Raw genomic sequence first — 16185 nt, 5'->3', positions numbered from 1 at the left:
GCGGACTCCCCGCCGCGCGATAGCGCGGCTCTAAAGATCAAAAGAGTCCTCGCCGGACGGGCAGGCTCCGGGATGACCAGGGGTTGGGCGCCTCGTCCCACCTTGGCGAGGTGGTCGCCGGGTGGTCATCCCGTCGCCTCCGGTTTGTGCATATCACCTTGAGCCAGGGCCGCAAGGTTGGCATCTCAACTCACGCGAGCACGGATGTTGCGGCCCTGGCTCAAGGTGATCGTCACGTGTCAGGCGACGGGATGACCACCCAGCTCACCTGTGTGTGCGGCCTAGCGTCCGCTGGGGCTGAGGTTCAGCATCTTCCCGGCCAGCCCACGGGCCCGCACCGAGAGCTTCTTCGCCACGTCCCGCAGCACGAGCGACGCCGGCGCCTCGGGTTCGGCGAGAACCAGTGGCGTTCCGGCGTCACCCTGCTCCCGCAGGCGCGGGTCGAGCGGCACCTGGCCCAGCAGCGGCACCTCGGAGCCCACCGACTTCGACAGCGAATCGGCCACGGTCTTGCCGCCGCCGGAGCCGAAGATCTCCATCCGCTCGCCGGACGGCGTCTCCAGCCAGGACATGTTCTCGATGACCCCCGCGACCCGCTGCCGCGTCTGCATCGCGATCGCGCCGGCCCGTTCGGCGACCTCCGCCGCGGCCTGCTGCGGCGTGGTCACCACCAGGATCTCCGCGTTCGGGATCAGCTGGGCCACCGAAATGGCGATGTCACCGGTGCCCGGCGGCAGGTCCAGCAGCAGGATGTCCAGGTCGCCCCAGAACACGTCGGCCAGGAACTGCTGCAGCGCACGGTGCAGCATCGGGCCGCGCCACACCACCGGCGTGTTGCCCGGGGTGAACATGCCGATGGAAATGACCTTCACGCCGTGCGCCTGCGGCGGCATGATCATCTGCTCGACCTTCGTCGGCTTCTCGCGCGCGCCCAGCATGCGCGGCACCGAGTGGCCGTAGATGTCCGCGTCGACCACGCCGACCGACAGCCCGCGCTCGGCCATCGCCACCGCGAGGTTGACCGTCACGCTCGACTTGCCGACCCCGCCCTTGCCGGACGCGACGCAGTACACCCGCGTCATCGAGCCCGGCTGGGCGAACGGGATGACCGGCTCCGCCGCATCACCACGCAGCTGTTTCCGCAGCTCAGTGCGTTGCTCGTCGCTCATCACGTCGAGCTCCACCCGGACGTCGCGCACCCCGGGGAGCTTGCCGACCGCGGCCTTGGTGTCCTTGGTGATGGTGTCCTTGAGCGGACAGCCGGCCACCGTCAGGTACACCGCGACCGTGACGACGCCGTCCTCGGCGACCGTGACGTCCTTGACCATGCCGAGCTCGGTGATGGGCTTGCGGATCTCGGGGTCGTGAACGTCCTTCAGCGCCGCCCGGACGTCCTCGACACTGGGGATCTGCTGCGTACTGGTCACCCCACCATGCTACGGACCGGTAATGGCCTCTGCCTGGGCCCTATTGCTTTTGCCACGTCGCGGCTTCGTGTTGAGGTCCTCACGCAGCTTGTCCAGCTCCCCGCGCAGGTAGTCGCGGGTGGCGACCTCGCCGACCGCGAGGCGCAGCGCGGCCAGCTCGCGCGCCAGGTACTCGGTGTCGGCCTTGGTCTGCGCCGCCCGGTGCCGGTCCTCCTCCAGCGACACCCGGTCCCGGTCGTCCTGCCGGTTCTGCGCGAGCAGGATCAGCGGCGCCGCGTACGCCGCCTGCGTGGAGAACGCCAGGTTGAGCAGGATGAACGGGTACGGGTCCCAGCGCAGGGCGGCCGCGCTCAGGTTGACGATGATCCACACGACGACGATGAGGGTCTGCCAGAACAGGTACTTCCCGGTGCCGAGGAACCGGGCCAGCCGCTCGGACAGCCGTCCGAAGCTGTCCGGGTCGATGCTGACCAGTGGACCCCGTCCGGAGCGGGGCTGGTCGAGGCGGCGCCGCGCGGTCAACTCAGGCACTGTCGATCTCCTGTCCCTCGGTGATGTCGTGCAGCCCGGTCTCGCGCCAGCGGTCGGGCAGCAGGTGGTCGAGCAGGTCGTCGACCGTGACGGCGCCCAGCAGGTGGTCCTGGTCGTCCACCACCGGACCGCACGCCAGGTTGTAGGCCGCGAAGTAGCGGGTGATCTCCGGCAGGTCGGCGTCCGGACCGAGTGCGGGCAGGTCGGTGTCCACGGCGCTGGCGACCAGCTCGGCAGGCGGTTCCCGGAGCAGGCGCTGGAAGTGCACGCACCCCACGTAGCGGCCGGTCGGGGTCTCGGTCGGCGGGCGGCACACGAAAACCAGGCTGGCCAGCGCGGCGGGCAGGTCGGGGTTGCGGATGTGCGCCAGCGCCTCGGCGATCGTGGCGTCCGGGGTGAGGATGACCGGCTCCGGCGTCATCAGGCCGCCCGCGGTGTCGGAGGAGTAGGTGAGCAGGCGCTTCAGCGGCTCGGACTCGTCCGGGTGCATCAGCTCCAGCAGCCGGCTCTGGTCGGCCGGCGCCAGCTCGGCGAGCAGGTCGGCCGCGTCGTCCGGGTTCATCGCCTCCAGGATGTCCGCGGCGCGCTCCTCGGCGAGGTGCGCGAGCAGTTCCTTCTGGTCCTCCTCGGGCAGTTCCTCCAGCACGTCGGCGAGCCGCTCGTCGTCCATCGAGTCGACCACCTCGTGCCGCCGCTTGGTCGGCAGGTCGCGCATGGTCGCGGCGATGTCGACCGCGCGCATGGTGTCGAACAGCATGAGCAGCTGCCCGGCGCCCTGCGGCTGCCCGGTGAGGTCGGTCAGGCCCAGCCCGCGCACCTCCGACCAGGGCAGGACCTGCAGCGACGACCGCCGCCTGCCGATGCCGAGCCGTCCGGAGCGCTCGCGGACGGCGAGCTTGGCCAGCACCCAGTCGCGGGTGCGGACCGGTTCCATCGCCGCGTCGGCCACCGTGACGCGCGCGTCGGTGGAGGCCAGCCGGGCCTGCGCGTCGATCAGCTGCCCGAGCACGAGGACCTCGTTGGGGCGGCGGTGGAAGCGGCGCATGTTGACCGAGCCGGTCGCGAGCGTGACGGCGTTCGGCTCGATCGCGGTGACCCGCAGCATCGGCACGAACACCCGGCGACGGGTGGCCAGCTCGACGACGAGCCCCAGCACCCGCGGCGGCTGCTGGTCGAGCCGCAGGCCGGCGACCAGGTCGCGCACCTTGCCGATGGACTCGCCGTCCGGTCCGAAGACCGGAAGGCCGGCCAGCTGGGCGGCGAAGACCCTGTTCACCATGCCGCCAACCCTATTCGAGGGCCGCCCACTCGGCGATCGCACTGAGGATCGGCACGCTGGGGAAACCACCGTGCTCGGCGGCCCACAACCAGTTGTCCACGGCCCGCACGAGCGTCCAGGCGCGGGCGCGGTCCGGGTCCAGCCCGGCGGCCAGCACCCGCACCCGTTCTTCCACTGTGGACTCTCCGAACCGGTTCCACAGCAGGGGGATCAGGCCGAACTCCGGGTCCCCGGCGATCGGCTGCGGGTCGATCACCAGCCACGGTTCCCGTGTGCCTGCGAGGATGTTTTCGTAGTGCAGGTCCTGATTGACCAGTGATGTCCCGGCTCCCGGCCCGAGGTCCCGGCACACGGCGACCGCGGCGTCGAGCAACCGCTTCGGCACCGGACCGCCCAGCCGCGCCCAGTCGGCGGGCATCTCCTCGGCGAACCGGACCGCCTCGTCCCGCAGCGTGCGGCCGAGCGGGGGAGCGGGCACGGTCAGCCGGTGCAGCAGGCCGTGCGTGATCTCCAGCGCCTTGTCCAGCGGCTCGGTGAGCAGCGAGCGGGACGCGTCGAGCCGCTCCAACAGCAGCGCGCCGCGGGCGCTTTCCAGCAGCCGCACGGCTCCCCGGCCATCCCAGGCGGACAACGCCACCGGCTCGTCGCGGGTGCCGTCGTCCTGCCAGGCGAGCTTCAGCACGAGCGGTTCGCCGTCGCGGCGCACCGGGAACACCAGCGCGGTGTACCCGTGCCACGGCGGGCCCTCGATCACCAGCCCCCACTGCCGGCAGCACCAGTCCGCCAGTTCCGGCAGCGCGGCCAGCCACGGCCGCACCACGTCGCCCTCGTTGTCGATCAGCCGTCGTGAGAACTCCCCAGGTATCCGCACCTCACCCAGACTGCCAGTGATCGGGCACTTCCCAACCGGTGTGACGGGGGTAACATCGCGTCAAGGGACACGCACCCCTGGGAGCCGCCATGCTGGCCGAAATCATCTCCGTCGTCGCGGCCGTGGGGATCACCGGACTCGCCGCCAGTGTCCGCGTGGTCCGCCAGTACGAGCGCGGCCTGGTCTACCGCTTCGGCCGGGTGTCCTCGGCCGTCCGGGAGCCCGGCCTGACCCTGCTGTTGCCGATCGCCGACCGGCTGCAGAAGGTGAACATGCAGATCGTCACCCTCCCGGTGCCCGCGCAGGAGGGCATCACCCGGGACAACGTGACGGTCCGCGTCGACGCCGTCGTGTACTTCAAGGTCATCGACCCCGTGGTCGCCGCCGTCAACGTGCAGGACTACCGGTTCGCCGTCGGGCAGGTGGCCCAGACCTCGCTGCGCTCCATCATCGGCAAGAGCGACCTGGACGACCTGCTGTCCAACCGGGAGCGGCTCAACCAGGGCCTGGAGCTGATGATCGACAGCCCCGCGCTGGACTGGGGCGTGCACATCGACCGCGTGGAGATCAAGGACGTCGCGCTGCCCGAGTCGATGAAGCGGTCGATGTCGCGCCAGGCCGAGGCCGAACGCGAGCGCCGGGCGCGGGTCATTTCCGCCGACGGTGAGCTGCAGGCGTCGCACAAGCTGTCCGAGGCCGCGGGCATCATGGCCGACACCCCGGCGGCGCTGCAGCTGCGCCTGCTGGAGACGGTGGTGCAGGTGGCGGCGGAGAAGAACTCCACCCTGGTGCTGCCGTTCCCCGTGGAGCTGCTCCGCTTTCTCGAACGGCACACCGCCGAGAAGCCCGCCGAGCAGCAGGTGAACGGTCAAGCGCCGGCGCCGCGGCAGTCGGAGGAGTCCGCCCCCGGGTGAGGCGCGCCATATGCGGGACGGCATGGCGGGGCTCATACTCGCCGGTAATACCGCCCGCTGACACAGGAGTCGCCCCATGGCCCGTCTGGCCCAGACCGCCGGTCTCACCGACGTGCAGCAAGAGATCCTGTCCACGGTCCGCTCGTTCGTGGACAAGGAGATCATCCCGCACGCCCAGGAGCTGGAGCACGCGGACGCCTACCCGGCGGACATCGTCGAGGGCATGAAGGAGATGGGCCTGTTCGGGATCACGATCCCGGAGGAGTACGGCGGGCTCGGCGAGTCGCTGCTGACCTACGCGCTCGTGGTCGAGGAGATCGCGCGCGGCTGGATGAGCGTCTCGGGCGTCATCAACACGCACTTCATCGTGGCGCACATGATCTCCCGGCACGGCACGCCGGAGCAGAAGCAGAAGTACCTGCCGAAGATGGCGGCCGGCGAGGTCCGGGGTTCGTTCTCGATGTCCGAGCCCGACCTGGGCTCGGACGTGGCGGCCATCAAGACCCGCGCGCGGCGGGACGGTGACGACTACGTCATCGACGGGTCGAAGATGTGGCTGACCAACGGCGGCTCGTCGAACCTGATCGCGTTGCTGGTGCGCACCGACGAGGGCGCGGAGAAGGCCCACCAGAACCTGACGACGTTCCTGGTGGAGAAGCCGGAGGGCTTCGGCGAGGTGGCGCCTGGGCTCACCATCCCCGGCAAGATCGACAAGATGGGCTACAAGGGCGTCGACACCACCGAGGCGGTGTTCGACGGCTTCCGCATCCCCGCCTCGCAGGTCCTCGGCGAGGCGCCGGGCAGGGGCTTCTCGTTCATGATGGACGGCATCGAGGTCGGCCGGGTGAACGTGGCGGCGCGGGCGTGCGGCATCGCGATCCGGGCGTTCGAGCTGGCCGTGGAGTACGCGCAGCAGCGCAAGACGTTCGGCAAGCCGATCGCCCAGCACCAGGCCATCGCGTTCAAGCTCGCGGAGATGGCCACCAAGGTCGAGGCGGCGCACCTGATGATGGTCAACGCGGCGCGGCTGAAGGACACCGGCGAGCGCAACGACGTGGCGGCGGGCATGGCGAAGCTCATCGCGAGCGAGTACTGCGCCGAGGTGACGCAGGAGGCGTTCCGCATCCACGGCGGCTACGGGTACAGCAAGGAGTACGAGATCGAGCGCCTGATGCGGGAGGCGCCGTTCCTGCTCATCGGCGAGGGCACCAGCGAGATCCAGAAGACGATCATCAGCCGCGGCCTGCTGCGCGAGTACCAGTCCCGCTCCTGACCCCGGCGCGGCCCGCCCTCGTCCGTGGGCGGGCCGCACTCCCGGCGAGCGCCCTCCGGACATCGGGATCGCGGTCGAGCCGCCCGAACGAGGTGAACTGCTCCGGGGCGAGGTCCCGTCGCCGCACACGGCCGAGAACAGCGCCACGCGCGATTAGGTCTGCACACTCCAGGTCGCACCTCGCGTGTCAGCGCCGGTGAAGGAGGGTTGCTGGCGGACCTGATCGCGGACCGTGCGCCCGGGCTCCACCCCGGTCGCGAAGCCGCGGGCCCCGGCCGGCCCCCCGCATCATCCCCGCTGAAGGCACTTGGAGTGTCGGGTTCGCGTGGTTTCATAGGGGTTGGCAGGATGAAGTCACTCGATCACTACGACAGCACAGGTGATGACCGTGACCAGCCCGTTCTCCTCCGGCGGCCGTCAAGCACAGGGCCTGCCGCGCTTGCCGACGCCGCCCACGGGGTGGCCGATCGGCTCCTACGCCACCTACCAGGAGGCGCAGCGGGCGGTCGACTACCTCGCTGACAACCAGTTCGCGGTCGAGGACGTGACCATCGTCGGCGTGGATCTGATGCTCGTCGAGCGGGTGCTGGGCCGCCTGTCGTGGGGCCGCGTCCTCATGACCGGCGCGATCTCCGGCGCCTGGTTCGGCTTGTTCGTGGGTTTCCTGCTGGCCATGTTCGCCTCCGGCGCGGAGGTCACCTACCAGCCGATCCTGGTCGGCCTGGTCTCCGGTGTGCTGTTCGGCCTGGTGTTCGCGGCCATCAGCTACGCCTCCTCGCGCGGCCGCCGCGACTTCGCCTCGGCCAGCCAGCTCGTCGCCGGCCGCTACGACGTCCTGTGCCAGCCGCGCAACGCGGAGCAGGGCCGTGACCTGCTGGCGAAGCTCGCGATGCGGCCATCCGGGTCATCGAGCTGAATCGTGACCTCCACCGCTTGCGGTGCGTGATCGCCGGGCATAGTTTCAGTTCCCACCGATCGTGCGACCCGGGTTGACACCCTCGGGTTGCTTGATTGCATGCACGACGGCGTGCGGGGTGGGTCTCCCGCCGGCCGCGTGCCGAGGAGGAGGCCTGATGGGGAACGGTAAGAGCCGGGGCAGGCCGCCCGGCAGGATCGCGGCGGTGGCCGGGGCGGCCATGCTGACGGCCGGCCTGGTGACCGCGTGCGGATCCGAACAGGGGATCACGCTCAACCTGTACTACGCGCCGGAGGACACGTTCCAGACGGTCGTGGACAACTGCAACGCCCAGGCGGCGGGGCGGTACCGGATCGTCTACAACAAGCTGCAGCGCGGCGCCGACGACCAGCGGCTGCAGATGGCGCGCCGGCTCGCCGCCGGTGACGACGGCCTGGACATCCTGGGCCTGGACGTCACCTGGGTGCCGGAGTTCGCCGAGGCCGGCTGGGCCGAGGAGTGGACGGGGTCGAACAAGGCACGGGCGGAGGCGGGCGTGCTGCCCGGTCCGCTGGCCACCGCGACCTGGAACGGCAAGCTGTACGCGGCGACGAAGAACACCAACGTCCAGCTGCTCTGGTATGACGACCGGATCACGCCGCAGCCGCCCGCGACCTGGGACGAGATGATCGCCGAGGCCGAGCAGCTCAAGGCGGCGGGCAAGCCGCACAACATCCTGTTCACCGGCGCCCAGTACGAGGGCCTGGTGGTCGTCTACAACACCCTGGTCGCCTCCGCGGGCGGGCACATCCTCTCCGACGACGGCAAGTCCGTGGTCATGGACGAGGGCGCGGTGCAGGCCCTGGAGATCCTCAAGCGGGTCACCTCCAGCGGCATCACCGACCCGTCGCTGACGAACCAGAAGGAGGACGACGTCCGGCAGGCGTTCCAGCGCGGCAACGGCGCGTTCGAGCTGAACTGGCCGTTCGTCTACGCCTCGTTCGCCGACGAGCAGCCGCAGGACCTGCAGCACTTCAAGTGGTCCACCTACCCGGCGGTCGACCCGGGGATCCCGGCGAAGACCACGATCGGTGGCTACGACCTCGCGGTCAGCACCACGTCCAAGCACAAGCCGGAGGCGTTCGAGGCGGCGCTGTGCCTGCGCAGCCCGGAGAACCAGAAGTTCTCCGCGCTCAACGACGGTGTCCCGCCGAGCATCGAGTCGCTCTACACCGACGACACCCCGCTCGACCCGACCAAGCCGGTCGACGCGGACAACAACCCGAGCATGGCCACCGCGTACCCGATGCGGGACGCGATCTTCGCCGCGCTCAAGGATCCCGCGGTGCGCCCGCTGACCCCGGCGTACCAGAGCCTGTCGACCGTGATCTCCAAGGTGCTGTCGCCGCCGTCGGAGATCGATCCGCAGCGGACGGCCGAAGAGCTGCGCACCAAGCTGACCGACGCGCTGAACTCGAAAGGGGTGATCCCGTGAGCACGGTCGAGGACGTTTCGGCGCCGCAGCGGACCACGGCGAGACCGGGCAAACCGGCGCTGAGCGAAGGGAAGAGGGCAGAGCGGCGGCTGGGCTGGCTGCTGTGCGCGCCCGCGGCGTTCGTGATGGTCGCGGTCACCGGCTACCCGATCGTCTACTCGATCTGGTTGTCGCTGCAGCGGTACGACCTGCGGTTCCCGCAGCAGACCGAGTTCGTCGGGTTCGCCAACTACGCGGCGGTGCTGTCGGACTCCTACTGGTGGACGGCGTTCGGCACCACGATGGCGCTGACGGTCATCTCGGTGGCGATCGAGCTGGTGCTGGGCATGCTGCTCGCGTTGATCATGCACCGCACGCTCGTCGGCCGCGGCCTGGTGCGCACGGTTTCGCTGATCCCGTACGGGATCGTGACAGTGGTGGCCGCGTTCTCCTGGTACTACGCGTGGACCCCGGACACCGGGTACCTGGCCAACACCCTGGCCGGTGACTCGGCGCCGCTGACGCAGTACATCCCGTCGATGGCGATCATCATCCTCGCCGAGGTGTGGAAGACGACGCCGTTCATGGCGCTGCTGCTGATGGCCGGGCTCGCGCTGGTGCCGGACGACCTGCTCAAGGCCGCGGCGATGGACGGCGCGAACGCGTGGCAGCGGTTCATCAAGGTGATCGTGCCGGTGATGAAGCCGGCGATCCTGGTGGCGCTGCTGTTCCGCACCCTGGACGCGTTTCGCATCTTCGACAACATCTACGTGCTCACCGGCGGGCAGAACGACACGTCGTCGGTGTCCATGCAGACCTACAACAACCTGATCAAGGGCCTGAACCTGGGCATCGGCTCGACGATGTCGGTGCTCATCTTCATCACGGTCGCGATCATCGCGTTCATCTTCATCAAGCTGTTCGGCACCGCGGCGCCCGGCAGCGACAAGGGGGGCAAGCGCTGATGGTGATGGGCGGAGCGGTCACCACCGGCCGCAAGACGAAGTGGACGCTGATCGACATCGTGGTGGTGGTCTACGCGCTGGTTCCGGTGCTGTGGATCCTGTCGCTGTCGCTGAAGACGAAGGACACCATCGACGACGGGAAGTTCATCCCGCGGTCGTGGACGTTGCAGAACTACGCGGACATCTTCCAGACCCTGGACTTCGTGCGGGCGCTGATCAACTCGATCGGCATCTCGCTCATCGCGACGCTGATCGCGGTGATCCTGGGGACGATGGCCGCGTACGCGATCGCGCGGCTGGACTTCCCCGGCAAGCAGCTGCTGGTCGGGGTCTCGCTGCTGATCGCGATGTTCCCGCAGGTGTCGCTGGTGAGCCCGCTGTTCAACATCGAGCGCACGCTCGGGCTGTTCGACACCTGGCCGGGCCTGATCCTGCCGTACATCACGTTCGCGCTGCCGCTGGCGATCTACACGCTGTCCGCGTTCTTCCGGGAGATCCCTTGGGAGCTGGAGAAGGCGGCCAAGATGGACGGCGCCACGCCGGGCCAGGCGTTCCGGCGGGTCATCGCCCCGCTGGCCGCGCCCGGGGTGTTCACCACCGCGATCCTGGTGTTCATCTTCTGCTGGAACGACTTCCTGTTCGCCATCTCGCTGACCTCGACCAACGCGTCGCGGACGGTGCCGGCGGCGTTGTCGTTCTTCACCGGGGCCTCGCAGTTCGAGGACCCGACCGGGACGATCTGCGCCGCCGCGGTCGTGATCACCGTCCCGATCATCCTGTTCGTGTTGTTCTTCCAGCGCCGCATCGTCGCGGGGCTGACCTCCGGTGCGGTGAAGGGGTAGCGCCAATGGCTGAGATCGTGCTGGACAAGGTGAGCAAGCGCTATCCGGACGGTGCGCTCGCCGTGTCCGAAGTGGACCTGCAGGTGGCCGACGGTGAGTTCATCATCCTGGTCGGGCCGTCCGGGTGCGGGAAGTCGACCACGCTGAACATGGTGGCCGGGCTGGAGGACATCTCCTCCGGCGAGCTGCGCATCGACGGCGAGCGGATGAACGAGAAGGCGCCGAAGGACCGGGACATCGCGATGGTGTTCCAGTCCTACGCGCTGTACCCGCACATGAGCGTGCGGGAGAACATGGCCTTCCCGCTGCGACTGGCCAAGATCGACGACGCGACGGTCAAGGCGAAGGTCGAGGAGGCCGCGGAGATCCTGGACCTGACGCAGCACCTGGACCGCAAACCGTCCAACCTGTCCGGTGGCCAGCGGCAGCGGGTCGCGATGGGACGAGCGATCGTGCGCAGCCCCAAGGCGTTCCTGATGGACGAGCCACTGTCCAACCTGGACGCGAAGCTGCGCGGGCAAATGCGGACGTCGGTGTCGAAGCTGCAGCGCCAGCTCGGTACGACCACGCTGTACGTCACGCACGACCAGACGGAGGCCATGACGCTGGGCGACCGGGTCGTGGTGCTGCGGGCCGGGTACGTGCAGCAGATCGGTTCGCCGCAGTTCCTCTACGACCACCCGACCAACCTGTTCGTGGCCGGGTTCATCGGCTCGCCGTCGATGAACTTCGTGCCGGCGACGCTGGAGGACGGGAGCCTGAAGAGCGCGCTGGGCACGGTCCAGCTGCCGGACCGGTTGCGGCGGCTGGCGGAGGAGGCGAACGCGCCGCGGGAGGTGATCGCCGGCATCCGGCCCGAGCACTTCGAGGACGCCGGGCTGCTGGAGGAGTCCGCCCGCGCCGGCGGTTGCGTGTTCAGCGCCCACGTCGACGTGCTGGAGTCGATGGGGTCGGAGAAGTACGCGTACTTCACGGTCGAGGGCGCGACGGCGACGTCGTCGGAGCTGGCCGAGCTGGCGGCGGACGCCGGAGCGGACGACGTGCCGGGCGGCGGAGCCTCCATCACGGCCCGGCTGTCCCCCGCGTCGAGCGCCCGGGAGGGCGGAACGCTCGACGTGTGGTTCGACGTGCAGAAGATCCAGCTGTTCGACCCGGCTTCGGGAAAGAACCTGACCTTCGAGGGCTGAGTACTCGTTCGGGCCGGAGCGCCGCTGTCACCCGCAAGTGGTGCTCCGGCCCGTTCTCGGCTTGGCCTGACAGCATCCTTGCTAGCATGCTGTCATGAGTCAGGTCAGCTGGCGCGCCGCCGACGAACTGGTGCATCGGGTCCGGCAGGCCGCGGCTCAACGGGGGGTGAGCATGAACGAGTTCATCACGCGCGTCCTCGACGCGGCGACGGATCCGGACCTGGCGGGCGACGAGAACGCGCGACTGCGTGAACGCCTCCGCCGGGCCGGCCTGCTGTGGGAACCCGAAACGCCGGCCACGCGTCCCGACCCGGCCGCGGTGGCCGCCGCCGCGCGCCGCGCCGCCGCGACGGGCCCCCTGGCCGCCGACCTGATCAGCGAAGAACGCGGCCCGCGGTGAGGGGTTGCCCGGCGGCCGGGGACGTTCGGCGAGTTGGTGGTGCGCGATTGGCGGCGAGGTCCGCGCCGGTGGTGCCCCCGCCCGGCGGTGCCCGTCCGGGTCCGGGCCGCGTGCCTGTGCGTGCCTGCACGCGGGGTGGGCACTCGGCGGCGGAGATCGGAGCTGTTCGCTCGAGCGGCTGTGCCGCCCGGGCTGTCGGGCTCGCAACCGCGCAGGGTGGGACCGCGGTGACCGGCTTGCCCACGGGCGGCCGGCGGGCGGGTTGTGCCGTCCGGACCGACGGAGCACCGACCCGGCGGCCGCCGGGCATCCGCGTCAGCGTGCTCCTCCGGAAGCGCAGCGCGTCATGAGCGTCTTCGCCGACTCTTCCGCGCTCGTCAAGCTCTACGTCGCCGAGCCGGGCAGCGAGCAGGTTCAGGCGCTGTCCGGGCTGGTCGTCTCCCAGATCGTGCGCGTCGAGATCCCGGCCGCGCTCTGGCGCAAGCACCGCATGGGCGCCATCTCCGCGGCGGACGCCCGCCTGCTGGTGTCCGCCTTCGAGGCCGACTACCACGGCACCCCGGACGAGCCGCCCCGGTTCGCGGTCGTCCCAGTGACCCCGATCGTCCTCGACGTGGCCGCCCGGCTCACCGGGGTGCACGGCCTGCGGGCCTACGACGCCATCCAGCTCGCCACCGCCCAGCTGGTCGCATCGGCCGACCGCGAGTGCCGGACCTTCGCGGCGTTCGACAAGGCGCTGTCCGAAGCCGCCGCGGGGGAGGGCTTCCACCCGCTGGGTGGCTGACCGCCGCCGGCGACGGGAGAGGGTCTCGCCCGCTGGGGTGGCTGCCGTGATACCGGAGGAGCGCCACTACTGGGCGGCTGAATCCTCGACAGCGAGGGGGAGGGTTTCGCCCGTCGACCGCCGGTCACCTCGCCGCGCCGACGGAGCCGCCACCAGCTACCCGCCCGGGGAGGCTTCCCCCATCGCGGCCCTGAAGGATCTCTCAGCCGCGGGCGGGCATTCTCACCTCAGCGACGGGAGGTGGCGGATGGCCAGGTCGGCGGTGCCGCGATGATCTTCCTCGGCGTGGCCTGCGCGGTCCTCGGGGCGGTCGCCGCCGCGTTGGGGGCCTGGTTGCAGCACCGCGGTGTCACCACGACGGGCCGCACGAGCCCGGCGGCCCTCCTGCGCAACCCGGCCTGGCGCTTCGGCGTCCTGGTGCTCACCGCCTGCACCGTCCTGCAGGCGCTCGCCCTCGCGTTCGCCCCCGTCACCGTCGTGACCCCGGTCGTCGTGCTGGCGCTGCCCATCCTGACCGTCCTCAACGGACCCCGCGATCACGTCACCCGCGCCGCCGTCGCCGCCGTCACCCTCGCCGTCGCGGTGTTCGTCACCCTGACCGCGCGCGACGCGCAGCCCACCACGATCCCGCCGGACACCGTCGTCGACGCCGGTCAGCTCGTCGGCGTCCTCGTCATCGCCCTCGTCGCCGTCGCCGCGCTCGCCCAGGGCATCGCCCGCAGCGCGGCCCTCGCCGTCGCCGCCGGGGCAGGCTACGGCCTGGTCGCCGTGCTCACCAGGGACGTCCTGCACTCCGACGGCCTGCCCTGGCTCTCCCTGCTCGCCGCGGTCCTCGCGTTCGCCACCGCCGCCTGGCTCGTCCAGCACGCCTACGCCAGCGGGCCGCCGGACATCGTCGTCGGGTGCCAGACCGCCGCCAACCCGGTGGTCGCGACCGCGCTCGGCATGACCGTCCTCGGCGAGGCGCCCGAACTCGACCTGCCGGTCCTCGCCGCGTGCGGGGCCACCGCGATCGCCGGCGTCGCGGTGCTCGCGGTCCGGCGCCACCACCTCAACGCCGCGAGTGCCACGCCTTCATCGCGCAATCCAGCATCTCGTGGTCCAGCGGCGGCACCGGCAGTTCCTGCCGCTGCCCGCCGTCCGCGCGCAGGCCGTCCAGCAGCATGGTCAGGTACCGCTGCCACAGGTCCGGGGCCACGTCGTGCGAGTACTCCACGACCGACGCGACCATCTTGAACAACACCGGGCAGTCCGTCTCGACGAAGTCCGCGCGCAACGCGCCGCTGTCCTTCGCCCGCTGCACCAGCTCGGTCACCACCGGGATCATCCGGTCCTTGACCCGCGCCACCTCGACCTGGCCGAACGCGTTGCTGAGCAAGGTGTCCCGCATCCCGCGGTCGTCCGCCATCATCCGGACCGCGTCCCACACGAACTTCCGGAAGCCCTCCCACGGATCCGGGTCGGCCAGCGCCGCGCGGGCGCCCTCCTCGATCTCCTCCAGCCGGCGGGCGAACATCGCGTCGATCAGGTGTTCCTTGTTCGGGAACCGCCGGTAGACCGTGCCGACGCCCAGTCCCGCCGCGTGCGCCACGTCGTCCAGCGTCGCGTCGAAACCCCGCTCCCGGAACACGTCCCGGGCCGCCGACAGGATCCGCAGCCGGTTCCGTTCGGCGTCGCGCCGCAGCGGCCGCGGCGATGCGGCGCGCAGTGTGTCCCGCGTCATGAAACCCATTCTACCAAACCTGAGATAGCTCCTCCGGTTTTTGGGTACGGTGGACAGCGAAGGGGAGGTCCCCACTCCACATACGTCTGCGAGGACCGGAATGACGCAAACCACCTACGTCGAGCCCGCCGGGGGGAGACCAGCCGGCTCGACGGCCGACCCGCACCACGCGCGGCGCTGGCTGATCCTGGTGATGATCGGGCTGGCCCAGCTGATGGTCGTGCTCGACGCGACCATCGTGAACATCGCGCTGCCCACCGCCCAGCACGAACTGGGCTTCTCCAGCGACGCCCGCCAGTGGGTCGTCACCGCCTACGCGCTCGCCTTCGGCAGCCTGCTGCTGCTCGGCGGCCGCGTGAACGACCTGTTCGGCCGCAAGCGCGCCTTCCTCATCGGCCTCGCCGGCTTCGCGCTCGCCTCGGCGGTCGGCGGCGCCGCGAACGGCATCGAAATGCTGATCGTCGCCCGCGCCGCGCAGGGTGTGTTCGGCGCGCTGCTGGCGCCCGCCGCGTTGTCGCTGCTGACCACCACGTTCACCGACCCGAAGGAACGCGGCCGCGCGTTCGGCATCTTCGGTGCGATCGCAGGCGGGGGTGCCGCGGTCGGACTGCTGCTCGGCGGGGTGCTCACCGAGTACCTCGACTGGCGCTGGTGCATGTTCGTCAACATCGTCTTCGCGGTGATCGCCTTCGTCGGCGGCTCCAGCCTGCTCCGGCACCGGCCGTCGGAGGACCGGCCGAAGCTGGACATCCCGGGCGCGGTCGTCTCGACCCTGGGCCTGTTCGCCGTCGTCTACGGCTTCGCCAACGCCGAGACCCATGACTGGTCCTCGCCGCTGGTGTGGGGTTTCCTGGCCGCCGGTGTGGTGCTGCTCGGCGTGTTCGTCCGCATCGAGACACGGGTGGCGCACCCGCTGCTGCCGATGCGCGTGCTGCTCGACCGCAACCGCGGCGGCGCGTACCTCGCGGTGTTCCTGCTGGGCATCGGGATGTTCGGCATCTTCCTGTTCCTGACCTACTACCTGCAGCAGAACCTCGGGTTCACGCCGATCACGTCCGGCTTGGCGTTCCTGCCGATGGTCGGCACGCTGATGGTGAGCGCGACGCTGTCCACGAGCGTGCTGCTGCCGCGCGTCGGGCCGAAGGTCCTCGTCGGCGCGGGCATGGTGATCGCCGCGGCCGGGCTGTTCTGGCTCAGCGGCATCGACTCGGCCAGCACCTACGCCAGCGGTGTGCTGTTCCCGCTCATGGTGGCCGGGGTCGGCATCGGCCTGTCGATGGCGCCGTCGATGAACGTCGCCATCTCGGGCGTCGACCCGCACGACGTCGGGGTCGCCTCGGCGACGGTCAACACCGGCCAGCAGATCGGCGGTTCGATCGGCACCGCGCTGCTCAGCTCGGTCGCCGCCGACGCCGCGGCCTCGTTCGCCGTGGGCAAGACGCCGACGCCGCAGCTGCTGGCGGACGCCGCGATCCACAGCTACACCACGGCGTTCACCTGGGCGGCGGGCATCTTCCTGCTCGGCGCGGTCGTCTGCGGACTGCTGATCAAGCCGGGCGTGCCCGAGGAGATCGAAACGGACATGCCGGTCGTCCACGCCTGAGCGACCAAGGGCCCGCC

Annotated in this window: 15 protein-coding genes; 10 read left to right on the top strand and 5 right to left on the bottom strand. The window is 70.4% G+C overall.

Annotated elements, in window-relative coordinates; all coding sequences use genetic code 11:
* Positions 1-281 precede the first annotated feature (281 nt).
* The 4 genes from ABZ215_RS33995 to ABZ215_RS33980 are packed head-to-tail and all read right to left on the bottom strand — an operon-like array spanning position 282 to position 4108.
* Positions 282-1427: an Mrp/NBP35 family ATP-binding protein gene (locus tag ABZ215_RS33995; RefSeq protein WP_237340294.1), complete on the bottom strand. Its 1146-nt coding sequence runs from the start codon at positions 1425-1427 to the stop codon at positions 282-284.
* 9 nt (positions 1428-1436) lie between these two features.
* Entirely contained in the window at positions 1437-1958 is a 522-nt protein-coding gene (locus ABZ215_RS33990) for a DUF1003 domain-containing protein (protein ID WP_017986918.1), read from the bottom strand.
* Positions 1951-3237 carry a CBS domain-containing protein gene (locus ABZ215_RS33985; protein WP_020420938.1) on the bottom strand — a complete coding sequence of 429 codons (1287 nt, stop codon included), beginning with the start codon at positions 3235-3237 and terminating at the stop codon, positions 1951-1953. The genes ABZ215_RS33990 and ABZ215_RS33985 overlap by 8 nt, the downstream gene beginning before the upstream one ends.
* Positions 3238-3247: 10 nt before the next feature.
* A complete protein-coding gene (locus ABZ215_RS33980) occupies positions 3248-4108 on the bottom strand; it encodes an aminoglycoside phosphotransferase family protein (RefSeq protein WP_354954419.1) in 861 nt (286 codons plus the stop codon).
* A gap of 89 nt (positions 4109-4197) precedes the next feature.
* Here ABZ215_RS33980 and ABZ215_RS33975 point away from each other — a divergent pair, with 89 nt between their 5' ends.
* From ABZ215_RS33975 to ABZ215_RS33935, 9 genes are all read left to right on the top strand, one after another.
* Complete coding sequence (locus ABZ215_RS33975; RefSeq protein ID WP_354714620.1) at positions 4198-5022, top strand: slipin family protein; 825 nt, start codon at positions 4198-4200, stop codon at positions 5020-5022.
* Positions 5023-5098: 76 nt separating this feature from the next.
* Positions 5099-6295, top strand: a complete 1197-nt coding sequence (locus tag ABZ215_RS33970; RefSeq protein ID WP_020420935.1) for an acyl-CoA dehydrogenase family protein — start codon at positions 5099-5101, stop codon at positions 6293-6295.
* A 382-nt stretch (positions 6296-6677) separates the two neighbouring features.
* Positions 6678-7211 (top strand): general stress protein, encoded by a 534-nt coding sequence (locus ABZ215_RS33965; RefSeq protein ID WP_017986924.1) that lies wholly within the window; start codon positions 6678-6680, stop codon positions 7209-7211.
* Between the two features lie 157 nt (positions 7212-7368).
* Complete coding sequence (locus tag ABZ215_RS33960; RefSeq protein WP_027936281.1) at positions 7369-8685, top strand: ABC transporter substrate-binding protein; 1317 nt, start codon at positions 7369-7371, stop codon at positions 8683-8685.
* Complete coding sequence (locus ABZ215_RS33955) at positions 8682-9629, top strand: sugar ABC transporter permease (RefSeq protein WP_020420932.1); 948 nt, start codon at positions 8682-8684, stop codon at positions 9627-9629. Before ABZ215_RS33960 ends, ABZ215_RS33955 begins: the two co-directional genes overlap by 4 nt.
* On the top strand, positions 9629-10471 hold the full coding sequence (locus tag ABZ215_RS33950) for a carbohydrate ABC transporter permease (RefSeq protein WP_027936280.1): 843 nt from the start codon (positions 9629-9631) through the stop codon (positions 10469-10471). The genes ABZ215_RS33955 and ABZ215_RS33950 overlap by 1 nt, the downstream gene beginning before the upstream one ends.
* Positions 10472-10476: 5 nt before the next feature.
* Positions 10477-11658: a sn-glycerol-3-phosphate ABC transporter ATP-binding protein UgpC gene (gene ugpC / locus ABZ215_RS33945; protein WP_020420930.1), complete on the top strand. Its 1182-nt coding sequence runs from the start codon at positions 10477-10479 to the stop codon at positions 11656-11658.
* Between the two features lie 94 nt (positions 11659-11752).
* The gene (locus ABZ215_RS33940) at positions 11753-12058 is read left to right on the top strand and encodes a transcriptional regulator (RefSeq protein ID WP_354954416.1); all 306 of its coding nucleotides are present in this window, start codon (positions 11753-11755) and stop codon (positions 12056-12058) included.
* A gap of 346 nt (positions 12059-12404) precedes the next feature.
* Positions 12405-12842: a type II toxin-antitoxin system VapC family toxin gene (locus ABZ215_RS33935; RefSeq protein WP_354954414.1), complete on the top strand. Its 438-nt coding sequence runs from the start codon at positions 12405-12407 to the stop codon at positions 12840-12842.
* A 1051-nt stretch (positions 12843-13893) separates the two neighbouring features.
* Here the strand turns inward: ABZ215_RS33935 and ABZ215_RS33930 are convergent.
* Positions 13894-14574, bottom strand: a complete 681-nt coding sequence (locus ABZ215_RS33930) for a TetR/AcrR family transcriptional regulator (protein WP_020420926.1) — start codon at positions 14572-14574, stop codon at positions 13894-13896.
* Between the two features lie 91 nt (positions 14575-14665).
* Between ABZ215_RS33930 and ABZ215_RS33925 the strand changes: the two genes are divergently transcribed.
* Complete coding sequence (locus ABZ215_RS33925) at positions 14666-16168, top strand: MFS transporter (protein ID WP_354954412.1); 1503 nt, start codon at positions 14666-14668, stop codon at positions 16166-16168.
* The last annotated feature ends 17 nt before the right edge of the window (positions 16169-16185 follow it).

The sequence above is a fragment of the Amycolatopsis sp. NPDC006131 genome (genome assembly GCF_040614175.1).
GTDB lineage: Bacteria > Actinomycetota > Actinomycetes > Mycobacteriales > Pseudonocardiaceae > Amycolatopsis_E > Amycolatopsis_E tucumanensis.
The sequence above is the reverse complement of the archived record's forward strand: the minus strand, read 5'-3'. Positions and strand labels throughout refer to the sequence as shown.